Genomic DNA, 19,452 nt, shown 5'->3' on the forward strand with positions numbered 1-19,452 from the left:
TCCAACTCATGATGCAGCATGCGGGGATAGCAAAGCTATTTTCTTGCTTTTTACCTTTATGCAGATATAATCAGTGTAATTTCAATTTTTTACATGACAATAATAAGAGATGAGTAAATTTCAGTTTGTCTGCCAGGAAGACCTTGAAAAGCTCGTCAGCCAAGGCAGAACAAAACTTGACGGTGTCTGGGTATCAATAGAGGAACTCAATGCCTCCTACCATCTTACCCCTGCCGTCAAAATACTCTCCTGCGAAAGTGATCCCAACGACCCATTGCAGCTGAACAACAAATACATCCCTCTTTCTACCCTCTCCAAGGCTGGCGCCGACATTTATATCAACTCCATAACCCTTCAGCATCATTCATACCTCGTTGACCAAGGCTACATTTGTATGAAAGACCGCAGTGATATTCCCGGGCAACATATCATCTGAAAAGCTCAATTCGCGCACGGTGAAACCATCTGGTTTCGAGAAGTTAACCAAATTTCATCTTGCCTTTTTCCGCCTGTTTCAATACGCTTTTTGCAGGATAGTCCGATAATTCGACATCGTTTTTGCTACAATTCAGATAACCAGCAGCTAATTCACTCCGGCATTTTAACGACCGATTACCCGGTGCGGAGCGCAAAATGGATCGATATAGCTATTTACCGACTTTGAGTGGAGTATTTCTGCTTGTTGCCCTTATGATGCTAACAGGCTGCAGCGGTCCTGGCGGAAATGCCGAAAATGGGGCGAGATGGTATAGGATGTACAATTGCCACGCGTGTCACGGTGAAAACGGCGATGACGGTAAGGCTGCTCAGATAGCCGGGCTTAGAATGGGTTTTGGATCATTTCTCAGAATACTTCGAAAACCCAATACAGCCAGCATGCCGCCATTTTCAGAAGAGAAAGTTTCCAAGAAGGATGCTGCAGATATTTATACCTGGCTGAAAAATTTGGACCGGGGCTGATCCGGACCAAAGAAACTATTGCCCGCCGCCGTACACGTTCAAGGCGACTCTTACAATAAAACCTTACCTCTCACTCCAAGGAGGCTCCCATGATAGCAGGACTCTATCAATTTCTGGAAACAATGGGTTTTAGTCACCCACTCCACCCCATCGTAGTGCACCTGCCAATGGGGTTGGTTATCGGAGCAGTGATCTTTTCATTGACCGGTTTTGTATTTAAAAATCAACAGCTTGATAAAACTGCCTTTCATTGCGTAGTGCTGGCCCTGATTTTCATGGTGCCGACACTTATAACCGGTGCTCTGGACTGGGCAGGATATCAACTAGGCAGCTGGAAAGAACCAATTATTATCATTAAAATTATTCTGGCCTTGCTGCTTACCGGGCTATTGGTAACTGCGGTTATGGCAAAGCTCAAGGGAGCCAGCTCCACCCGGATGTTGGTCATCTATCTGCTCTGTATGGCCTGTGCCGGGGGGCTTGGCTTTTTGGGGGGAGAACTGGTCTACGGATAGAATCTCCGGCTAAATACAATCGCGGATAAATACAAAGCGCCACTGAATACCCGAAAAGAGGTATTTGGCTGGCGCTTTTTTTCGCAACAGGCACGTGCTGCAATTCCCAATTGCTCATCAATATTCCGTTTGAATACTCGAAATATTCTCAGTCGCAACCAAATTGACACAGTGTCCATGAAAAATGCAGGCTATCACTTTTTACGTAATTGCAACACTCCGATAACGATTAACAACGCAGGCCACCACTTTTTCAAAATTAATCGTAAATCCCCTAAATGAATCAAATCCAGATTGGAAAGCAGCAACAATGCGCCAACAATAATCAGGAGAATCGGACCAATACTTGCTCTCATATCTTCCTCGATAAATCACTTTTCTATTCACTGAACTCAACCGTTGGTGGCCAGATATATCCCGGCACCAGCCATCACACTTCCCGCCGTTCGGTTGAGTCTCTTCATTGAACGTTCAGAACGAAACATTTTTCGGGCAGAACCAGCAAATACTGCAACCAGCATCAAACCCAGCATCAATGCAACGATGGTGAGTCCGGCTGCAACGATTATATCTGCCATCGAAAGAACTGTGAGATCCATGAACGATGGTAAAAATGCAATATAAAACAGAATAACCTTGGGGTTTGAGGCAGAGATCAGAAAACCCTGGATAAATCCTCCCCAATGCCCCTTGGGATTTTCACGCTCCTTCGCGAACTCCATCTTCACTTCAGTGGTCCACATTTTCCAGCCCAGGTAGAACAGATAAATGGCACCGGCAAAACGGATTATGGTAAAGACAGTTCCGTAATTTTCAGCAATTGTCGCCAAGCCCAGACAGGCCAGAAACAGATAGACCACATCGCTGATGGCCATCCCGAAACAAAGAGTGACGCACGAGGAGGAACCCGACACCAGAGCCCGGGCAATAATAGCGAATGTCCCAGGTCCCGGGGTGATTGCGAAAATAAATATAGCAATGACAAAGGTGATTGCACTCTCCAGCCCCATGACGTATGACTCCCTTACAGCACAGAACTCAGTTACCTGTGCTCAATGCGAAATGCCGGATTGCGACCGGCTTGAGGTTTGATCACTCCAACTACAGAGGAATTGACCGATTATTGATGATTTTGCCCCCGCGAGTATACCGGCAACGACTCCCGCGGTCTCTGCAACAAGGCAAAGCATTGAATATTCCCTGTGGAACACTATACTTATTCCTATTGCTGGAGGCTGTCAACGGTTCTGACCGCTGAGAATTTAATTTTCATGTTCCGTACAACCCAGTATAGTTGTTTCTTGCCACAGCCGTTCACCATTGACGGTCAACCGTTTACATTCGTTCACTCTTTATGAAAATTCTCCACACCTCTGACTGGCACATCGGCCGCACCCTGTATGGCCGAAAACGATATCATGAGTTCTCGGCTTTCTTCAAATGGCTCACCAACCAGATCGCCGACCAGCAAATCGAGGCGCTTATTGTTGCAGGTGACATTTTCGACACTGGAACGCCAAGCAATCGAGCGCAACAACTTTACTATCATTTCCTCCACTCGCTTGCCTCTACTGGGTGTCGCCACATAGTTATAGTTGGTGGAAACCATGATTCCCCCTCCCTTCTCGACGCCCCGAAAGAGCTCTTAAAGACCTTTCAGGTTCATGTCGTAGGCAGCGCACCAGAAAAAATCGAAGACGAGGTGTTGCTCCTGAAAGACAGTAGTGGTGACACAGAGCTGATCGTCTGCGCTGTTCCCTATCTCCGCGACCGGGATGTCCGTAGCGCAGCAGCGGGTGAAGACCATCAGGCCAAGAATAATAATCTTATCGAAGGCATTGCCGGCCACTACCAGGCGGTCTGCGAACATGCCATTTCAATCCAGGCGGATTGTTCACACGCTCCTCCGCCAATCGTTGCCACCGGTCACCTTTTTGCCGCAGGCGGAACCAAGGTGGAAGGAGATGGGGTTCGGGATTTATACGTCGGCTCCCTGGTTCATGTTGACGGCACCATTTTCCCTGAGGCAATCGCTTATCTTGCACTGGGCCACCTGCACAGTTCCCAGAGAGTTGGCGGCAACACCAGATTCCGTTACAGTGGCGCACCGCTTGCCATGGGGTTTCACGAAGCAGAAAAAGATAAAGTAGTGCTTGTTATAGACTTGGCCGCATCCGAACCACATATCACCGAAATTGCAGTCCCTCGTTGGCAAAAGCTTAAAAGTATTACCGGTAATGCCCAGTCTATTCCGGAGCAACTCGACCAACTGACAACACTTGGAGAATCTGTCTGGGTAGAAATCCTCTACGATGGCGACGAAGTTATAGCCAGCCTGCAGCAGATCGTTGCCGAGGGTATTGCCGACAGCGCGATCGAAGTCTTGCGTATAGTCAACAACAGATTGAAAGAGCGGGTACTGGAACGACAGTCACCACAGGAAACATTGGAGGAGATGAGCGAGGAAGATGTCTTTTGCCGGTGTCTTCAGGCCCAGGAGATTCCAGAGAAGCAGTCTGAGCTACTGCTCGATCTCTTTCGCCAGACCGTGCAGGAGCTCAACGATGAAGACTCCCAAGCACAGTAACCTGCTGTAATAAATTATTTATTATGAAAATTCTCCAGATTCGCTTTTGTAACCTCAACTCCCTTGCCGGCAACTGGTCTATTGACCTGACGGCCGGAGAATACTCTTCCAATGGCATCTTCGCCATAACCGGACCGACAGGCGCTGGGAAAACCACTATTTTAGACGCCATTTGCCTCGCGCTCTACGGCAAAACTCCTCGACTGGAAAGGGTAAACAAGACCAGTAACGAGATCATGACCAGGCAGACCGGTGAATGCTGGGCAGAAGTCGAGTTCTCCACAGCCAGGGGGAAATTCCGCTGTCACTGGGCTCAGCATCGATCCCGAAAATCGGCAGATGGGGAGCTTCAGCCTTCCCGTCATGAGATAGTGGATGGCAACACCAACCAGGTACTTGAATCACGTAAGAAACAAGTGGAGCAAAAGGTTATTGCCGTGACCGGTATGAGCTACGAACAATTCACCCGCTCTATTCTCCTGGCGCAAGGTGAGTTCAACACTTTTCTCAACGCTCGGCCTGATGAACGCGCTCCAATCCTGGAACAGATTACAGGTACAGAAGTTTACAGTCAGATATCAAGAAAAGTTCATGAGATCAAGACGCGCACCCAGACTACCTTCGATAAGTTGCAAAGTGAGTGTGATGGCTTCATACCTCTAATGCCTGAACAGGTTTCAGAAATTGAAAGTCGCCGCCAGGAACTTCTCATCAAAAGTCAGCTTTTAGAAAAGAAAATAAACGAGCTACGACACAAGCTTGACTGGCTGCAGGCTCAGGACCAGCTTGCAAAGGAAATCACTGAACAAAACCAGCAACTTTCGTCTGCCACGGATGAATGGCAACAACTGGCCCCCCGGCGTAATCAGCTCATGCGGGCCGAAAAAGCCGAAAAGATCAGGCCAGGCTACGAGCATCTCAAGACAACCCGCGCATTACAGGAGAAAGAAAGGCAAGAACATGCGCTGACCGCCCGCGACCTTCAGAAGCTTGCTGAAACTATCAACACCACCCAGGCTGGCCGCACTACCTTGCAGCAGGAACTTGCCACACAGTCTCTAGAGGATAGAGAACTGGAGCTGATAATACGTCAGGTGCGCGAGCTCGATAAAGAGATCACCCTGACCTGTAAGCAATTGAGTGATTCCCAAAAAGAGCGTGAGGCAGCACTCAACCAGCAGACTTCTCTTCTCACTAAATCCCGCATTACTCTTGATGAACTCACCGGGATCGAAAAGGAAAATGCATCCATTGTCAGCTATTTCTCCGACAACAGAGTTGATAAACAGCTTATATCAGAGTTGAGCGGAATAGAGCAGTACAGCAACAGGTATCTCCAACTTGACCAAAGAAATGCTTCTCTCAAACAGCAAATCGCAGCCGGAGTACAACAGCGCGAAAAAGGTGCACGGCAGGTCGAAGCCAAACAAAAGCAGGTAAAAGAACTCACCTGCCAATTCAATGAGCTGCAACAAGAGGCCCAGGGTATTCAGGACAATCTGGCCAATCTCCTGAAACAGCACACTCTTCACAGCATAGAAGAACTCTTTCAACAAGAGGGCACGCTTCAGGCAAATACACAACGTATCAACCAGCTGCTCGACCACCGCCGTGAGCTGGCAGAAGAAATTACAAAATTGGACAGATCGAACACGCTGCTGAAACAACAGGACGAAAAACGAATCCAGCTCAATGTACAGATTGAAGCGGCGCAAAAGGAATACCAACAGCAGGCCAAGGCTGTTCAGCAGCAGGAACGTGTTCTGCGTCTGGCAGCCAAGGTTGAAAGCCTTGAAGAAGAGCGAAACAAACTGCAGCCTGGCAGTCCCTGCCCGTTATGCGGGGCAACTGAACACCCATATCTGTCCTCCGGCAGTCTCCAGGTCGATGATGAGGAAAAACTGCTCAAGCAGGAACAGGCTCTTCTTGAAAAGAGCCTGCAGCAACTCTCAGGGTTGACCAATACGGCCGCGGTCACTTCTGCAACAATAGAGCAGTTGCAACAAACTCTGGCTGAATTGCAACAATCGATAGAGATGAGACGCACCAGATGTGATCAGCTCGCCAAAGAGCTTAACATATCTACAGGCCCTGACTTCGTCGGACATCTTCAGGATCAACAGCACCAGCTCAATGAGCGTCTTCGAAAATTGCATGAAGTGCAACAGCACTGTCTTCAGCTGAAAAAAACTGGTGAAAATCTCAGCACCAAACTTGATGTAACCAACAAAAAAGTAACCGAGGCCGATCGCTCACTCCAAAAGCAGATGCACGAACAGGACCATCTTGTACGGCTCCATGATCAGCTTCTGCAAAATCAAAAAGAATACAGCACGGAGCTTAAAGAGCAATTCGAGAAATTGCAGACCTATCTCACACCATTCGTGCCGAAGTCTCTTCAGGGTTCTAATTTTTCTCTCATTCTCCCTGAGTTGTTAGTGGAACTGAATAATCGAAAAGAGAAATGGCTCCATGCAGAAGCCCGTGAACAGAAGCTGGCTCTGAATTTTCAAAAACATCATAACGAAAAAACCAGACTGGAAACTCAATCTGCAGCGCTCGAAGAACAACTGACTCTGGTCGGCAAACGCCTCAACTCGCACCAGGAACATCTGGACCAGCTGACTCAAAAGAGAAAGGATCTCTTCGGTGAGCGAGATCCTGATACGGTTCTGAAAGAACGACAGCAAAAGAAAACGCTCCTCGAGGAGCGATTTAACAACCTCTCTGTCAAAAATGAAGCGCTCTTGAAAGAGCAGGCTAAGCTCACTGAACGGCATACCAGCTTGAACGAGCGTATCAGGGTAAGAGAAGACGATCTGAGAAAACAATCACAGCAGCATGAAATTCACCTGCAGGCTGCCGGATTTGCCGATGAGGCTGATTATCTCGCTTCGCATATTGAGCCGGACAAACTTGCCGAGCAGGTTGATATCTTGAAAAAGAGAGAAAGTGAAATCGAAAAGCTCCGGCATCTTCTCAACAATACTCAAGCAAAGCTTACCATCGAGCAGCAGAAAAAACTCACTGAACGCTCGACCTCTGAACTGCAGGAAGAGCAGAATCAGCTCACCAGTGAACTCAAGGAGCTGACACATGATTCCGGCGCGCTTAGCCAGCAGTTGAAAACCAACGAGCAGCAGCAGAGATTGCATCAGCAAAAACTTGGTCAACTGACCAGGCAAAGAGAGGTTCTGGAACACTGGTCTCAACTCCATGAACTGATCGGTTCAGCCGACGGTAAAAAATTCCGCAATTTCGCCCAGGGACTCACCTTTGAATTAATGATCCATCACGCCAATATCAGTCTCCAGCAGATGACCGATCGCTACCTGCTTGTGCACAATACCCAGCTGCCTTTAGAACTCCAGGTGATAGATAACTATCAGGCCGGGGAAATGAGATCGACCAAAAACCTTTCGGGTGGCGAGAGTTTTATTGTGAGTATGGCACTGGCCTTGGGCCTTTCCAACATGGCCAGCAATACAGTGCAAGTAGATTCCCTTTTTCTCGACGAAGGCTTCGGCACCCTGGATGATGAAGCGTTACAGACTGCGCTGGATACCCTGAGCGGCCTCCACCAAAATGGCAAGCTGATCGGAGTTATCTCTCATATCAGTGGACTCCAGGAAAGAATCTCAACCCGTATCCAGGTAAAAAAGGGAGCAGGCGGCCTCAGTACCCTGAGCGGCCCGGGAGTGTTATGAATCATGGGTAAACTTCTGCCTCGGCCAGAGCCACCCCTTCAGCATCTTTGGCTGATAATTGCGGTTCGATGCCTGCCGGCCAGCTGATGTTCAGCTCTGAATCGTCCCAACGGATGCAACGTTCGTGCTCCGGCGCGTAATAATCGGTTGCCTTGTACAGAAAATCGGCACTCCCGGAGAGCACGAGAAAGCCATGGCCAAAACCCGGCGGCACCCAGAGTTGCCGTTTGTTCTCTTCGCTCAGAACCATACCAACCCAACGTCCGAAATTTGGTGACGACCTGCGCAGATCGACCGCTACATCAAACACCTCTCCGGCCACAACACGGACCAGTTTCCCCTGGGGCTGCTTAATCTGGTAGTGGATGCCACGCAATACGCCCCGGGCTGATCGGGAATGATTGTCCTGTACGAAATTGGTCTCAAGACCTGTCTGCTGCTGCCACTGCTTTTGGTTGAAGCTCTCCAGAAAAAAACCGCGGTCATCACCAAAGACCTTCGGCTCGAGCAGCAAAACTTCCGGCAATTCTGTGGGAATTATATTCATTTCAGTTACAAACTCGTAAAAAATTCGCCTTATTCGGCCTCATACATCTCTTGGTAATACTTCTGATAACTGCCATCCACAATATTGGCCACCCACTCCTGATTTGCCAGATACCAGTCGATGGTCTTTTCGATTCCCCGCTCAAAGGTCATTTTGGGCTCCCAGCCAAGCTCTTCCCGGATGCGGGTTGCATCTATGGCATAACGCCGGTCGTGACCTAACCGGTCAGCAACATAGGTTATCAGCGAACGTCGCGGTTTTCCACTTTCCGGCAGCCCGATCTTTCTGTCGAGAATATCGCAGATGAGCGTCACAACTTCGATATTCTGCTTCTCGTTATTGCCGCCGATATTGTAACTTTTACCATTCTCACCGTTCTTCAACACCTCGACAATCGCTTCACAATGATCTTCCACATAAAGCCAATCACGTATATTCTTGCCATCACCATATACCGGTAATGACTTTCCGTGCATACTGTTGTTAAATATGAGAGGTATGAGTTTTTCCGGGAACTGGTATGGTCCATAATTGTTCGAACAGTTGGTTATTCGAACCGGCAGGCCATAGGTGTGAAAGTAGGCACTTACCAGATGATCTGAAGAGGCTTTTGAAGCAGAGTACGGTGAGCGCGGGTCAAACGGAGTTGACTCAGTAAAATACCCGGTATCACCGAGAGAACCGTACACCTCGTCGGTACTGACATGCAGAAAACATGGTTCAGGCCCTTGCCATGAATCACTCTGCCAACTCTTTCGGGCAGCTTCAAGCAAGGCAAAGGTGCCTATTATATTGGTCTGAATAAACTCGGCAGGTCCCAGGATAGAGCGGTCAACATGCGACTCTGCGGCAAAATGGACAACTGTGTCGATCCGCTCTTCTTTGAAAAGCTCTTCAACCCTGGCCGAATCACAAATATCCGCCTTGACGAATCTATATCGTTCGTCCTCCTCTATACCCTGTAAATTCTGCAAATTACCGGCATAGGTGAGCTTATCGAGGTTGATTACCCGCCACTCCGGGCAAGCCTGTAAAATAAGGCTAACAAAATTTGCACCGATAAATCCACAGCCACCTGTTACCAATGCTGAGCGTCTATTTTTCATAAAGTATCTATTTTCTGGTTGCAATATGGGAAAAAGCGCCTATCCTTCAGCTGATTTTCAGCTTGTCCTTATAATATCACAGAGACGTAAAAGAAAGTACTATCTGTATCAAATAACAGTTAATTATGAGCAAACAACTCCTATCCGAAATAAAGAAGCGTAAGACTTTTGGTATCATTAGTCACCCCGATGCCGGTAAAACTACCCTGACAGAGAAGCTGCTGCTTTTTGGTGGCGCCATCAATATGGCCGGTGCCGTCAAGTCGCGAAAGGCAGAGCGTCACGCCACCAGTGACTGGATGGCCATCGAGCAGGAGCGTGGTATTTCTGTTACCACCTCTGTGATGAAGTTTACCTACCGCGATTACGAGGTGAACCTCCTCGATACTCCTGGCCATCAGGACTTTTCGGAGGATACCTACCGAGTTCTGACAGCGGTCGATTCGGCTATCATGGTGATCGACAGCGCCAAAGGCGTAGAGGCCCAGACCGAGAAACTCATGGAAGTTTGCCGGATGCGGAATACACCGATTATTACCTTCATCAACAAGCTTGACCGTGAGGGTATGAATCCACTCGATGTAATGGCAGAGATTGAGGAAAAACTCCAGGTTGAGTGCACCCCGCTCTCCTGGCCGATCGGTATGGGTAAAAATTTCAAGGGAGTATACAATCTTTACCAGAAAAAACTCCATCTCTTCACCCCAGGTCAGGAGACCCGGGATATCAAGACGGTCACCATAGAAAATCTTGACGATCCAAAGCTTGACGAACTGCTCGGTATCCAGGCCCAGGAACTCCGTGAAGATATTGAACTGCTGGAAGGAGCGGCTAACCCGTTTGAATATGATCATTATATGAAAGCGAGTCAGACACCGGTATTCTTCGGCAGCGCGATTAACAATTTCGGTGTACAGGAAATGCTGGATGCCTTCGTTGAAATGGCTCCCACACCCGGTCCGCGCGAGGCTCAAACCAGGGTTGTATCGCCGGAAGAAGAGACTTTCTCCGGGTTTGTTTTTAAAATCCAGGCGAACATGAATCCGGCCCACCGTGACCGCATCGCTTTTTTCAGGATCTGCTCCGGAAAATTTACCCGCGGGATGAAGGTTAAGCACCATCGACTCGGGAAAGACATTACCCTCGCCAACGCCACCATCTTTATGGCCCAGGAACGTGCCAACGTCGAAGAGGCCTGGCCCGGAGACATCATTGGCTTACACAACCACGGCACAATCAAGATCGGTGACACCTTCACCCCGAAGGAAGAACTGAAATTCACCGGCATTCCCAACTTTGCCCCGGAACATTTTCGCAGGGTGCTGCTGAAAAATCCGCTCAAGATGAAGCAACTACAAAAAGGTCTGGTGCAGTTGGCCGAGGAAGGAGCAATTCAGGTATTCCGCCCCATGATTGGTTCTGACTACGTAATGGGTGCGGTTGGTGTGTTGCAGTTTGAAGTCACGATGGCCCGGCTGAAAAACGAATATGGCGTTGATGCCATATACGAACCGGTCGACTACCAGGCCGCCCGCTGGGTACGATGTGATGACAAGAAAAAGTTGCAGGAGTTCGAGAGAAAAAACCAGGATGCACTGGCCCATGACTCAGAAGGATTTCTCACTTTTCTTGCTCAAAGCGGCTGGATGCTCAATTTCCACATGGAAAAATGGCCTGAGATAGAATTTATGAAGACACGTGAAAACGTATAAGGTTTGTCTCAACAGATACCGCCGATTACTTCAGGCCCTAATATGAAAAAGCCGGCAACTACACTGATATTTCAGTTGTAGTTGCCGGCTTTTTCACATGCCGTCTCCCTGATCGCTTTACGATAAGAAGCACGGCCAGGTGTCTACCACCTTTTGCTCACAACAGGTACGTGACAGGAGGGTCATTCCTCGTCATCAACGAAAATAATAGCATAGCCCTGCGAGAGCGAGGTTGATGTTTTCTTTCGAGCCACAGTGAGAATACGCTGGATAGTCCCTCGTGAAACCCCCATCTTCTGACCCGCCTCTTCCTGGGTCAGGCCGACGGAATCACAAAGTCGGAGGGCTTCCAACTCATCTCTGTGAAGCTCAATTTGAGTAAGTTCTACAAGCGGAATACCGGTAGGTTTATAGGCATCCCCACAGAAGTTCCCTTCACAATTACGTGTTTTTTTTGGTCTCGGCGACATAATAAATTACAAACCTGATGTGTAGGTTTTGCTCAGTCAAAAGCAAAACCGGTCATTTGTAGTAATGCACCTTTATACAGCCGATGGCCTTAAATTGCAAATTCTCAGTGCTGGCAGTTTCCTGAGCCTTTGCAGACCTGGGTCGCATGCATCTTCGGGAGCTTGTCTTCAACAAAAAGCTCGACGACGCTCTTTACTGTAACCGCCACCGTGCGATCTGCAAAATAAACGTCGATGCCCGCCTGGGAAAACCCCTGCATAGGCCTGGCTCCCATACCACCGACCACAATTGCCTGTACGCCGGCATCAGACAATAACTTCACAGGCGTCATGCAGCCACCGGCTTCATGGCCTCCGTTTTCGATAGTTGCCACTTCAGCTACAGTACTGCCTGGTTCCAGGCTGATAACAGTGAACAGGTCACAATGACCGAAATGGTCTGATCTTTCAGCATCAAGCCCGCCTGGATTATTTGTAGGGACAGCAATTTTCATATTTCTCTTCCTTTCCTTGTTAGCCAGAATTAATTTACCTTCTTTCTCTCAACTCACTTTTTCAATCAGATACACCACATCTACTTGAGTGTTGTTCTATTCTTTATATAGTATATGATCTACACTACGTCGCAGATAACACCGATCGACTGTGGCAAACTGCCACTGAGTGGGCATATGCACACAATACCTCCGTTCAGATGTCAGGTCAAGGCATTTCATTGTATTCTGCTATCAGGTCATTATTCAGTTCAAGACCTGAGCAGGCGATGGACATGCCACCCCGTTTCGGGTAAATTAATCTAACATTATCTACGGTTAGGCCTTTTTTTTTGACAAAACAGGCACGCGTGCGGGACACCGGGGCATGGAAAAAGATAATCGAGGTGGCCCATATACGTAATATTTAGAACATTCCTTTTCTCCCGATAACACCGGGCTGGGGAAAAAGGGCTGACTCCAGCTGACTCTTAGCTGCTAGATTACAGATATCAAAGAATATACTTTGAAACTTCGTCAGATCTAGACGGCATAGCAATCATAAAATATACCCTGGCTGCAATCGTATCTGATATCTGCCAGTATACAGGTTCCCGCTTCACACTATGCGCAAAAAGTTTTTATCTCTCATCTTTCTATTATTTTTTTTAGGTGCTCTCAGCCCATTATGCTTTTCCGGTGAAGAGAATAGTGACAGCGTCACCTTTTCAGACCTCATCGCGACCTCATCCCAGACCCACCTTATTCTTTTCGGTGTTTTAAATAATACCCTTACTGACGAGATGATTTCCGGGCTGAGAAGCGGTATTCCTGTAGAATTTTCATTCTTCGTCGATCTCTACCGGAAAGAAAACCAGGGCAAGAATCTGCTCTTGACCAACATGGAGTTTCAGCACACCATGACCTATGACATTCTCAAGGACAGCTACCGCGTGGAGTTAGGAGAAATACATAATAAATCATCGTTCCATAGCTCTCTGAGTGCGGCAGAGCGAACCATGAACGAGATCAACGGAGTACAGGTCATGTCATTGGAAAAACTTACCCCGAACCAAACATACCAGCTCAGGATACGGGCAGACCTGTTCAAGAAGACCTTGCCGCTCAGCCTGCATCGTATTATGCCGTTCTTTTCCTGGTGGGATAAGACCACCGACTGGCACAGCATAGAATTCACATATTAATGGCATCTGGTCTGAAAAATGGATAGCTACAGAAAACCGCTTAAATACAGACAACACAGTCCCACATCAACGTACCCGAACTGGTGACACGCAAACGCACTCATAAAGAGCAGCCGGAAAACACTCCTGCCACGGAGACAACTTTCTCAGATAAGTATTCGCCTGAACAGCGACAGCAAAAGAGAAAACTTGTCCGCTGGGTCATAGGAATATGTCTGGCTCTTATCCCAATATTCATTTTTCTGCAGGGCGTACTGTATCGAAACGAGGAGACACTGCCCTTCAGCAGTAACATTCTGATTTTCGGTCTGATCAACCTCAACGTCCTGCTGGTTCTTTTTGTACTTTTTCTGGTACTTCGCAGCCTGGCAGAACTCCTCTTTGAGCGCAGGATCAACAGGCCCGGCAGCAAACTCAAGACCAAACTTATTGCCTCTTTCCTCTCGCTGACCCTGATCCCGACTATCCTGCTGTTTTTCGTTTCACTTCAATTTGTCTCCACCAGTATGGACTACTGGTTCAACTCCAATGTTGATGACTCTTTACAGGAATCACTCGAGTTGGCTCAATCCATACTCCACCACACCTCAGACCAGGCCAGTCTGATGAACAACGGTGTAGCCAGAAAGCTGGCCGCAGCACCAGGGAAACAGCAGACAACTGAGGGCATAGCTACAATCATTAAAGAACTGGTTGCCGATACCTCGACTTACGGACCTGATATTATACGTATCGTGGCCGACAACCCCAGGCTTCGTATTTCCCAGACCAGCCCCAATATCAACAACATAGTCCTTCCCAATATCCCAGTTACTGTCCGCCAGAAAGCCCAGCACAGCGGTGAACATGAGGTGATCATTCAGGAAACCAACCTCGGCGATCTGGTCAGCAGTGTCCGCACAATCGCCCTCACCCCGGAGACCACTGCCCTCCTTACCACCTCCATCCTGGTGAGAAGCGACAGACTGGAAAAGATGCGCATCATTTCCGAAGGAATCGAGGGATACAGGCAGCTCAAACATTTCAAGGACCCGTTCAAGTTCTGGATCTTTATTATCCTGCTGATCGTCACCCTGCTGATAATCTTTGCCTCAATCTGGTTTGGTCTCTATATTTCCAAAGGAATCACCGAACCACTGGGAAAACTGGTTATCGCCACCAGACGTGTGGCAGAAGGTGACCTGGAGTTCGAGATGGAGAGCGACAGCAATGATGAAATCGGCCATCTGGTCAACTCCTTCAACCAGATGACCACCAACCTGAACAGCAGCACCAAGCAGCTTGCTGAAACCCATACGGCACTGCAACATAGCTCCCAGGAATCTGAGCAACGTCGCCGCTACACGGAAATCATTCTGCAAAACGTCAGTGCCGGGGTCATATCACTCAATATCAAAAACCGGATAACAACCATCAACCGCTTTGCCGAAGAACTTCTCAGTATCGATAAAAACATGTTTATCGGCAGAACGTTCCGTCAGGTACTTTCCAGAGAACAGGCAGAGATTATCCAGGGGTTTATCGATGAACTCTCACAATCCGGAAAGATCTCAATAGAAAAACATCTCCGACTCAATGTGATCGGCAAAAACTTCTCTCTCCTGATCCACTTTACCCGGCTTGAGGATGAGAATAAAACACCTCTTGGCTATGTTCTGGTCTTTGACGACCTCACCAAGATCGAGAAAATACAAAGGGTCGCTGCCTGGCGCGAAGTTGCACGACGAATAGCCCACGAAATAAAAAATCCGCTTACACCAATTCAGCTCTCTGCCCAACGGCTCCGCAGAAGGTATCCGGAGATACTCAAAGAAGATGACTCGGTCTTTGACCAATGCACCAATACCATTATTGGCCAGGTAGATGAACTGAAGCGTCTGGTAAGTGAGTTCAGCCAGTTCGCACGAATGCCGAAAGTGCAGAAAGGACCTGCAGACCTGGATAGCCTTGCTCAGGACACTCTTGTCCTCTACCGCCAGGCACACAAACATATCGAATTCGAGCTCACCAAGACTGGACCGATCCCTATTTTCAACTTTGATGCGGAACAGATTAAACGCTGTATCATTAACCTGCTCGATAACGCGGTTGCAGTTTTACCTGCCGGCGGTAAAATTAGACTGGAACTTGATCCGGACTTTTCTACTGATTCCATCTATATTCGAGTAAGCGATACCGGCCCGGGGATCAGCAAGGAAAACAAGCTCAAACTTTTTGAGCCCTACTTCTCCACCAAAAAAAGTGGCACAGGCCTGGGGCTTGCCATCGTCTCTACTATAGTTTCTGACCACGGTGGCTACATTCGAGTGCGAAACAACCAGCCAAAAGGTTCAGTATTCTCTATAGAACTGCCAATGGTTGACCAGAAAGAGCCCATTGGCTAGCAGGTCAATCCTCGCAGCCAGTTACCGTCAGCCTATGCATATCATATCAGCCAGGTAATATTTCATGAGCAAAACCATTCTCATAATTGACGATGAACTCAGCATTCAGCAGACTCTTTCAGGAATTTTAGAGGATGAAGGATTCTCTGCCCGTGCTGTTTCTTCAGCGGAAGAAGGATTGGCCCTGCTTGATGAGGAGCGAATAGACCTGATCCTTCTCGACATCTGGCTCGGGGACAGTATGGATGGCATGACCGCCCTGCCCATTATCAAAGAGCGTTTCAACCTGCCGGTTATAATGATATCCGGCCACGGCACTATTGAAACTGCTGTACAGGCAACCAGGAGTGGTGCCTTTGATTTCATAGAAAAGCCGCTCTCCTACGACAAGATAATCCTGGCTATCCGAAACGGACTTCGCTTTGCCCAGCTTGAGCAGGAAAACCTGTTACTCAGAGAAACCACTGCCCGGCCCAGCCAGATTACCGGCAAGTCGCAGGCCATAAGCGCCATCCGCAGCCAGATCGAGATGGTAGCGCCAACCGACGCCTGGGTATTGATTCGTGGAGATCACGGTACCGGCAAGGAATTAGTCGCCCAGTCCATTCACCAGCTCTCCAGCTCGCGTAACAGGCCGATGATAGAGGTCAACTGCGCCGCCATCCCCGAAGAGCTGATCGAATCCGAGCTGTTTGGACATGAAAAAGGTTCATTCACCGGCGCGCACACCAGTAAACAGGGCAAATTTGACCAGGCCGACGGGGGCATTCTGTTCCTTGACGAGATCGGCGATATGAGTATGAAAACCCAGGCTAAGATTCTGCGCATCCTCCAGGAACAGAAGTTTGAGCGGGTTGGCGGCAATAAAACCATCCAGGTCCATGTCCGGGTGCTCGCTGCAACCAACAAAAATCTTGAAGAAGAAATTGAGAACGGCAATTTCCGTGCAGACCTCTTTTGGCGCCTTAACGTTGTTCCGATCAATATGCCCAAATTACGCGACCGGCTTGAAGACATCCCTGAACTGGTCCAGACGCTCATGGATGGTATCGTCGGCAAAGGGCTCAATCGAAAGATATTTACCGAAGATGCCTACCAGGCAATGATGGAACACAGCTGGCCCGGGAATGTCCGGGAACTGCGAAATTTTGTGGAAAGACTCGCTATTATGTGCCCGGACGAGACCATTGATGGCGAAATGATCCGCCTTTTCCTCAACCCGGCAGGTAGCGGTGTAATGGCCAGCTCCGGTTCCTCCATTGCCCACCTGCTTGCACCGGATTTTAAAGAGGCGAAGCGACTGTTTGAACAGGAATATCTGAAATTTAAACTGGAACAAAATAACAACAATATTTCTAAAACGGCGGAACAGGTTGGCCTTGAACGCAGTCATCTGCATAAAAAACTGAAAAGTCTCGACATCATCAATTAGCGGGACTATCTTTTCACGCGAAAAAACGTGTTGTTCTTCAATCACTCTATCTGAGTGTTGAACCGACAGCGTCATATACATATTTTCTAACACCCCCTGGGCAATCTGGAGTTGCAGGTCACTACGCCGCGGCTCCAGAAACCAGGGAAAACCTACAGGAGCCGACATGGTTTTTCCAGAATATAGACCACGCAGAATGCGCAGAAACGATTCACTACGCTCAATGGTGCGGGAAACTCACCTGCATGCCGCCCAGCTTGTCCACCCGCTTTTCGTCATTCCGGGAAAAAATAAAAAAGAAGATGTCGCATCAATGCCTGGTGTCTCCCGGCTTACCGTTGACCTGCTTGCAGCCGAGGCCAGAGAATGTCTTTCGCTCGGCATTAAGTCCGTCATGCTTTTCGGCCTGCCTGAGAAAAAAGATCCCGTGGGAACCGGCGCTCATATCAAGGATGGAATTATCCAGCGGGCGATCAAAGAACTGAAAAAGAAAGTACCTGAGATTATGGTCATCACCGATGTCTGCCTTTGCGAATACACTGATCATGGCCACTGTGGTTGCCTGATCAATAAAGAGGTGGATAACGATGCAACGCTTGAAATTTTATGCAAGGTCGCTCTCTCCCACGCCCAGGCAGGCGCTGACATGCTCGCACCATCAGACATGATGGACGGCCGTGTAGCCGAAATTCGCGCCAGCCTTGATGAAAACAATTTCGAGAACGTATCGATCATGTGCCACACGGTAAAGTATGCTTCCGCATTTTACGGTCCGTTTCGTGAAGCCGCTGACTGTGCCCCGTCTTTTGGCGATCGGCGCAGCTACCAGATGGACCCGGCAAACGTACGTGAAGCCATGCGTGAGGCGACCCTTGACGTGGATGAAGGGGCAGATATCCTGATGGTCAAACCTGCAGTCGCCTACCTTGATGTCATCTCTAAACTGCGTGATGAATTTGATCTGCCCATTGCCGCCTACCACGTTAGCGGCGAATATGCCATGGTCAAAGCTGCCGCTGCAAACGGCTGGATTGACGGTGAAAAGGTAATGGCGGAGACCCTGCTTTCTATCCGACGTGCAGGAGCGGATATCATTGTCACCTATTTCGCCAAAGAAATGGCAAAACTGCTCAAAAGCTGATTAGTATTAAGGCAACAAAAAAGGGAACCTGCTTCAGGTTCCCTTTTCTTTACGGCACTGCGCCGTGACATCTGCTCTTCAAATCACCTCTGCCGTCCTTCAGGCACCCTTAATCTACGCGGAATCCGCTGATTGCCCCCTGGCTTTGAGTTTCTGGCCGCGATTGCGCCACCAGATCCATCCCACACAAACTACCGTTGCCCCGCAGACATCTGCTGCAATATCAAGGCCGCTGGGAAATCTGCCCGGCACCATTGATTGGTGAAATTCATCGGAAATACCGTAGAGAAGACAGGCAATGACTGTGATCAGTATCACCTGAAGCGGTTTCCGCTCGCGGCTCTTTTTACTCTGGGCAAAAATCACAGTAACAGCCAAAACACCATAAATGGACGCGTGGGCTATTTTATCAATACCGGGGAAGGAAGGAACCTTGAAGGAATCTCCGGTTTTACTGGAGAGGAAGAAGATGATCCCCATCATCAAAACCATGGGGATCACGCGAAATGCAGATAACATCTTCAATTACAAACTCTAGGCAGCACTTGTATCGGCAGTATCGGCAGCATGCTCTGACGGATCAGCATGGACCTGGCGAAGCTGCTCGGGGCTGAACTTCTTTCTGATCCTGCGCAGCATCGCGTTCGCCTGTTGTGCTGGAGCATCTTCAAGAACCATGACACTGCGGTCTGCATAGGCTGTAAGTTGCAACTTCTTGTCCACAAACTTAAAAGTGTGGCTCCAGTTGACTTCAATTGTTTCAGGGTTTTCATCAATTGGTGCTGCGAGTCGCTCACCGTCTTTTGCCAGCTGCACGCAATCGCAATCGGTCATCTCCAGCAACCAGGCGTCACCTTTTTCCGTTGAGTAAAAGAAAAAGACACCAATCTCCTTCACCGCCGCCTCACGCGTGACAGCTAATTCCTGAATCGCCTCAACACCACCCATCAGGGTTATCTTGATCTGTTCCGCGGGGGTCAGTTGTCTCGGACGCGCTGCCTCATCCTTTCGTGCACAACAATGCTTATACTTTTTACCGCTCTGACACGGACATTTCTCATTCCTGCCAATTTTCGTCATGGTTCACCTTACATAAAACTTTATGGCTCCGGACTCAGTCAGATACTCACCTTATCCCTGCAAATAGCAACTGTAATACAGTCCCGCCTATTATACAGGGCTTAATGTCAGGTGGAGCACAACCATTCCCGGA

General features: G+C 48.6%; 18 protein-coding genes. 10 read left to right on the forward strand and 8 right to left on the reverse strand.

Annotation, left to right across the window (positions count from 1 at the left end; translation table 11 throughout):
* Window positions 1–109 precede the first annotated feature (109 nt).
* The 3 genes from FCL45_RS20005 (at window position 110) to FCL45_RS20015 (ending at window position 1,475) form a co-directional block, all read left to right on the forward strand.
* Entirely contained in the window at window positions 110–436 is a 327-nt protein-coding gene (locus tag FCL45_RS20005) for a hypothetical protein (protein ID WP_136797964.1), read from the forward strand.
* A 197-nt stretch (window positions 437–633) separates the two neighbouring features.
* Window positions 634–960 carry a c-type cytochrome gene (locus tag FCL45_RS20010; protein ID WP_136797963.1) on the forward strand — a complete coding sequence of 109 codons (327 nt, stop codon included), beginning with the start codon at window positions 634–636 and terminating at the stop codon, window positions 958–960.
* An 89-nt stretch (window positions 961–1,049) separates the two neighbouring features.
* A complete protein-coding gene (locus FCL45_RS20015) occupies window positions 1,050–1,475 on the forward strand; it encodes a DUF2231 domain-containing protein (protein ID WP_136797962.1) in 426 nt (141 codons plus the stop codon).
* Between the two features lie 194 nt (window positions 1,476–1,669).
* Here FCL45_RS20015 and FCL45_RS20020 read toward each other — a convergent pair whose 3' ends face one another.
* Window positions 1,670–1,831 carry a LiaI-LiaF-like domain-containing protein gene (locus FCL45_RS20020; protein WP_167495798.1) on the reverse strand — a complete coding sequence of 54 codons (162 nt, stop codon included), beginning with the start codon at window positions 1,829–1,831 and terminating at the stop codon, window positions 1,670–1,672.
* Window positions 1,832–1,867: 36 nt separating this feature from the next.
* Window positions 1,868–2,485, reverse strand: coding sequence for a LysE family translocator (locus FCL45_RS20025; protein WP_136797961.1), 618 nt, complete (start codon window positions 2,483–2,485; stop codon window positions 1,868–1,870).
* A gap of 344 nt (window positions 2,486–2,829) precedes the next feature.
* Here FCL45_RS20025 and FCL45_RS20030 point away from each other — a divergent pair, with 344 nt between their 5' ends.
* Both FCL45_RS20030 and FCL45_RS20035 read left to right on the forward strand, forming a co-directional pair.
* Entirely contained in the window at window positions 2,830–4,062 is a 1,233-nt protein-coding gene (locus FCL45_RS20030; protein ID WP_136797960.1) for an exonuclease SbcCD subunit D C-terminal domain-containing protein, read from the forward strand.
* Window positions 4,063–4,085: 23 nt separating this feature from the next.
* Entirely contained in the window at window positions 4,086–7,769 is a 3,684-nt protein-coding gene (locus tag FCL45_RS20035; protein ID WP_136797959.1) for an AAA family ATPase, read from the forward strand.
* 1 nt (window position 7,770) lies between these two features.
* Here the strand turns inward: FCL45_RS20035 and rfbC are convergent, their stop codons facing one another.
* The gene (rfbC, locus tag FCL45_RS20040; protein WP_136797958.1) at window positions 7,771–8,316 is read right to left on the reverse strand and encodes a dTDP-4-dehydrorhamnose 3,5-epimerase; all 546 of its coding nucleotides are present in this window, start codon (window positions 8,314–8,316) and stop codon (window positions 7,771–7,773) included.
* A gap of 29 nt (window positions 8,317–8,345) precedes the next feature.
* Complete coding sequence (gene rfbB / locus FCL45_RS20045; protein WP_136797957.1) at window positions 8,346–9,422, reverse strand: dTDP-glucose 4,6-dehydratase; 1,077 nt, start codon at window positions 9,420–9,422, stop codon at window positions 8,346–8,348.
* Between the two features lie 125 nt (window positions 9,423–9,547).
* Between rfbB and FCL45_RS20050 the strand changes: the two genes are divergently transcribed.
* Window positions 9,548–11,134, forward strand: a complete 1,587-nt coding sequence (locus FCL45_RS20050) for a peptide chain release factor 3 (protein ID WP_136797956.1) — start codon at window positions 9,548–9,550, stop codon at window positions 11,132–11,134.
* A gap of 182 nt (window positions 11,135–11,316) precedes the next feature.
* Here FCL45_RS20050 and FCL45_RS20055 read toward each other — a convergent pair whose 3' ends face one another.
* Together FCL45_RS20055 and FCL45_RS20060 are read right to left on the reverse strand one after the other, a co-directional pair.
* Window positions 11,317–11,604 (reverse strand): DUF134 domain-containing protein, encoded by a 288-nt coding sequence (locus tag FCL45_RS20055; protein ID WP_136797955.1) that lies wholly within the window; start codon window positions 11,602–11,604, stop codon window positions 11,317–11,319.
* 104 nt (window positions 11,605–11,708) lie between these two features.
* Window positions 11,709–12,098: a NifB/NifX family molybdenum-iron cluster-binding protein gene (locus FCL45_RS20060; protein ID WP_136797954.1), complete on the reverse strand. Its 390-nt coding sequence runs from the start codon at window positions 12,096–12,098 to the stop codon at window positions 11,709–11,711.
* A gap of 605 nt (window positions 12,099–12,703) precedes the next feature.
* Here FCL45_RS20060 and FCL45_RS20065 point away from each other — a divergent pair.
* The 4 genes from FCL45_RS20065 (at window position 12,704) to hemB (ending at window position 18,239) form a co-directional block, all read left to right on the forward strand.
* Entirely contained in the window at window positions 12,704–13,282 is a 579-nt protein-coding gene (locus FCL45_RS20065) for a DUF4390 domain-containing protein (RefSeq protein WP_136797953.1), read from the forward strand.
* An 83-nt stretch (window positions 13,283–13,365) separates the two neighbouring features.
* Window positions 13,366–15,666, forward strand: coding sequence for a sensor histidine kinase (locus FCL45_RS20070; protein WP_136797952.1), 2,301 nt, complete (start codon window positions 13,366–13,368; stop codon window positions 15,664–15,666).
* A 64-nt stretch (window positions 15,667–15,730) separates the two neighbouring features.
* Window positions 15,731–17,098, forward strand: coding sequence for a sigma-54-dependent transcriptional regulator (locus tag FCL45_RS20075; protein WP_136797951.1), 1,368 nt, complete (start codon window positions 15,731–15,733; stop codon window positions 17,096–17,098).
* Between the two features lie 166 nt (window positions 17,099–17,264).
* A complete protein-coding gene (gene hemB, locus FCL45_RS20080) occupies window positions 17,265–18,239 on the forward strand; it encodes a porphobilinogen synthase (RefSeq protein ID WP_136797950.1) in 975 nt (324 codons plus the stop codon).
* 114 nt (window positions 18,240–18,353) lie between these two features.
* On the opposite strand, the gene FCL45_RS20085 is transcribed toward hemB, so the two are convergent.
* Both FCL45_RS20085 and FCL45_RS20090 read right to left on the reverse strand, forming a co-directional pair.
* Entirely contained in the window at window positions 18,354–18,758 is a 405-nt protein-coding gene (locus FCL45_RS20085; RefSeq protein ID WP_228721519.1) for a VanZ family protein, read from the reverse strand.
* A gap of 15 nt (window positions 18,759–18,773) precedes the next feature.
* Window positions 18,774–19,319 carry an SEC-C metal-binding domain-containing protein gene (locus FCL45_RS20090; protein WP_136797948.1) on the reverse strand — a complete coding sequence of 182 codons (546 nt, stop codon included), beginning with the start codon at window positions 19,317–19,319 and terminating at the stop codon, window positions 18,774–18,776.
* Window positions 19,320–19,452 lie beyond the last annotated feature (133 nt).

This window comes from Desulfosediminicola ganghwensis, assembly GCF_005116675.2.
GTDB lineage: Bacteria > Desulfobacterota > Desulfobulbia > Desulfobulbales > Desulfocapsaceae > Desulfopila > Desulfopila ganghwensis.

Coding starts and splice junctions, on each gene's coding strand:
- hemB (WP_136797950.1), top strand. CDS start 17,265: ATGGTTTTTCCAGAATATAGACCACGCAGAATGCGCAGAAACGATTCA.
- FCL45_RS20090 (WP_136797948.1), bottom strand. CDS start 19,319: ATGACGAAAATTGGCAGGAATGAGAAATGTCCGTGTCAGAGCGGTAAA.
- FCL45_RS20030 (WP_136797960.1), top strand. CDS start 2,830: ATGAAAATTCTCCACACCTCTGACTGGCACATCGGCCGCACCCTGTAT.
- FCL45_RS20065 (WP_136797953.1), top strand. CDS start 12,704: ATGCGCAAAAAGTTTTTATCTCTCATCTTTCTATTATTTTTTTTAGGT.
- FCL45_RS20010 (WP_136797963.1), top strand. CDS start 634: ATGGATCGATATAGCTATTTACCGACTTTGAGTGGAGTATTTCTGCTT.
- rfbB (WP_136797957.1), bottom strand. CDS start 9,422: ATGAAAAATAGACGCTCAGCATTGGTAACAGGTGGCTGTGGATTTATC.
- FCL45_RS20085 (WP_228721519.1), bottom strand. CDS start 18,758: ATGTTATCTGCATTTCGCGTGATCCCCATGGTTTTGATGATGGGGATC.
- rfbC (WP_136797958.1), bottom strand. CDS start 8,316: ATGAATATAATTCCCACAGAATTGCCGGAAGTTTTGCTGCTCGAGCCG.
- FCL45_RS20015 (WP_136797962.1), top strand. CDS start 1,050: ATGATAGCAGGACTCTATCAATTTCTGGAAACAATGGGTTTTAGTCAC.
- FCL45_RS20035 (WP_136797959.1), top strand. CDS start 4,086: ATGAAAATTCTCCAGATTCGCTTTTGTAACCTCAACTCCCTTGCCGGC.
- FCL45_RS20025 (WP_136797961.1), bottom strand. CDS start 2,485: ATGGGGCTGGAGAGTGCAATCACCTTTGTCATTGCTATATTTATTTTC.
- FCL45_RS20060 (WP_136797954.1), bottom strand. CDS start 12,098: ATGAAAATTGCTGTCCCTACAAATAATCCAGGCGGGCTTGATGCTGAA.
- FCL45_RS20055 (WP_136797955.1), bottom strand. CDS start 11,604: ATGTCGCCGAGACCAAAAAAAACACGTAATTGTGAAGGGAACTTCTGT.
- FCL45_RS20075 (WP_136797951.1), top strand. CDS start 15,731: ATGAGCAAAACCATTCTCATAATTGACGATGAACTCAGCATTCAGCAG.
- FCL45_RS20020 (WP_167495798.1), bottom strand. CDS start 1,831: ATGAGAGCAAGTATTGGTCCGATTCTCCTGATTATTGTTGGCGCATTG.
- FCL45_RS20050 (WP_136797956.1), top strand. CDS start 9,548: ATGAGCAAACAACTCCTATCCGAAATAAAGAAGCGTAAGACTTTTGGT.
- FCL45_RS20005 (WP_136797964.1), top strand. CDS start 110: ATGAGTAAATTTCAGTTTGTCTGCCAGGAAGACCTTGAAAAGCTCGTC.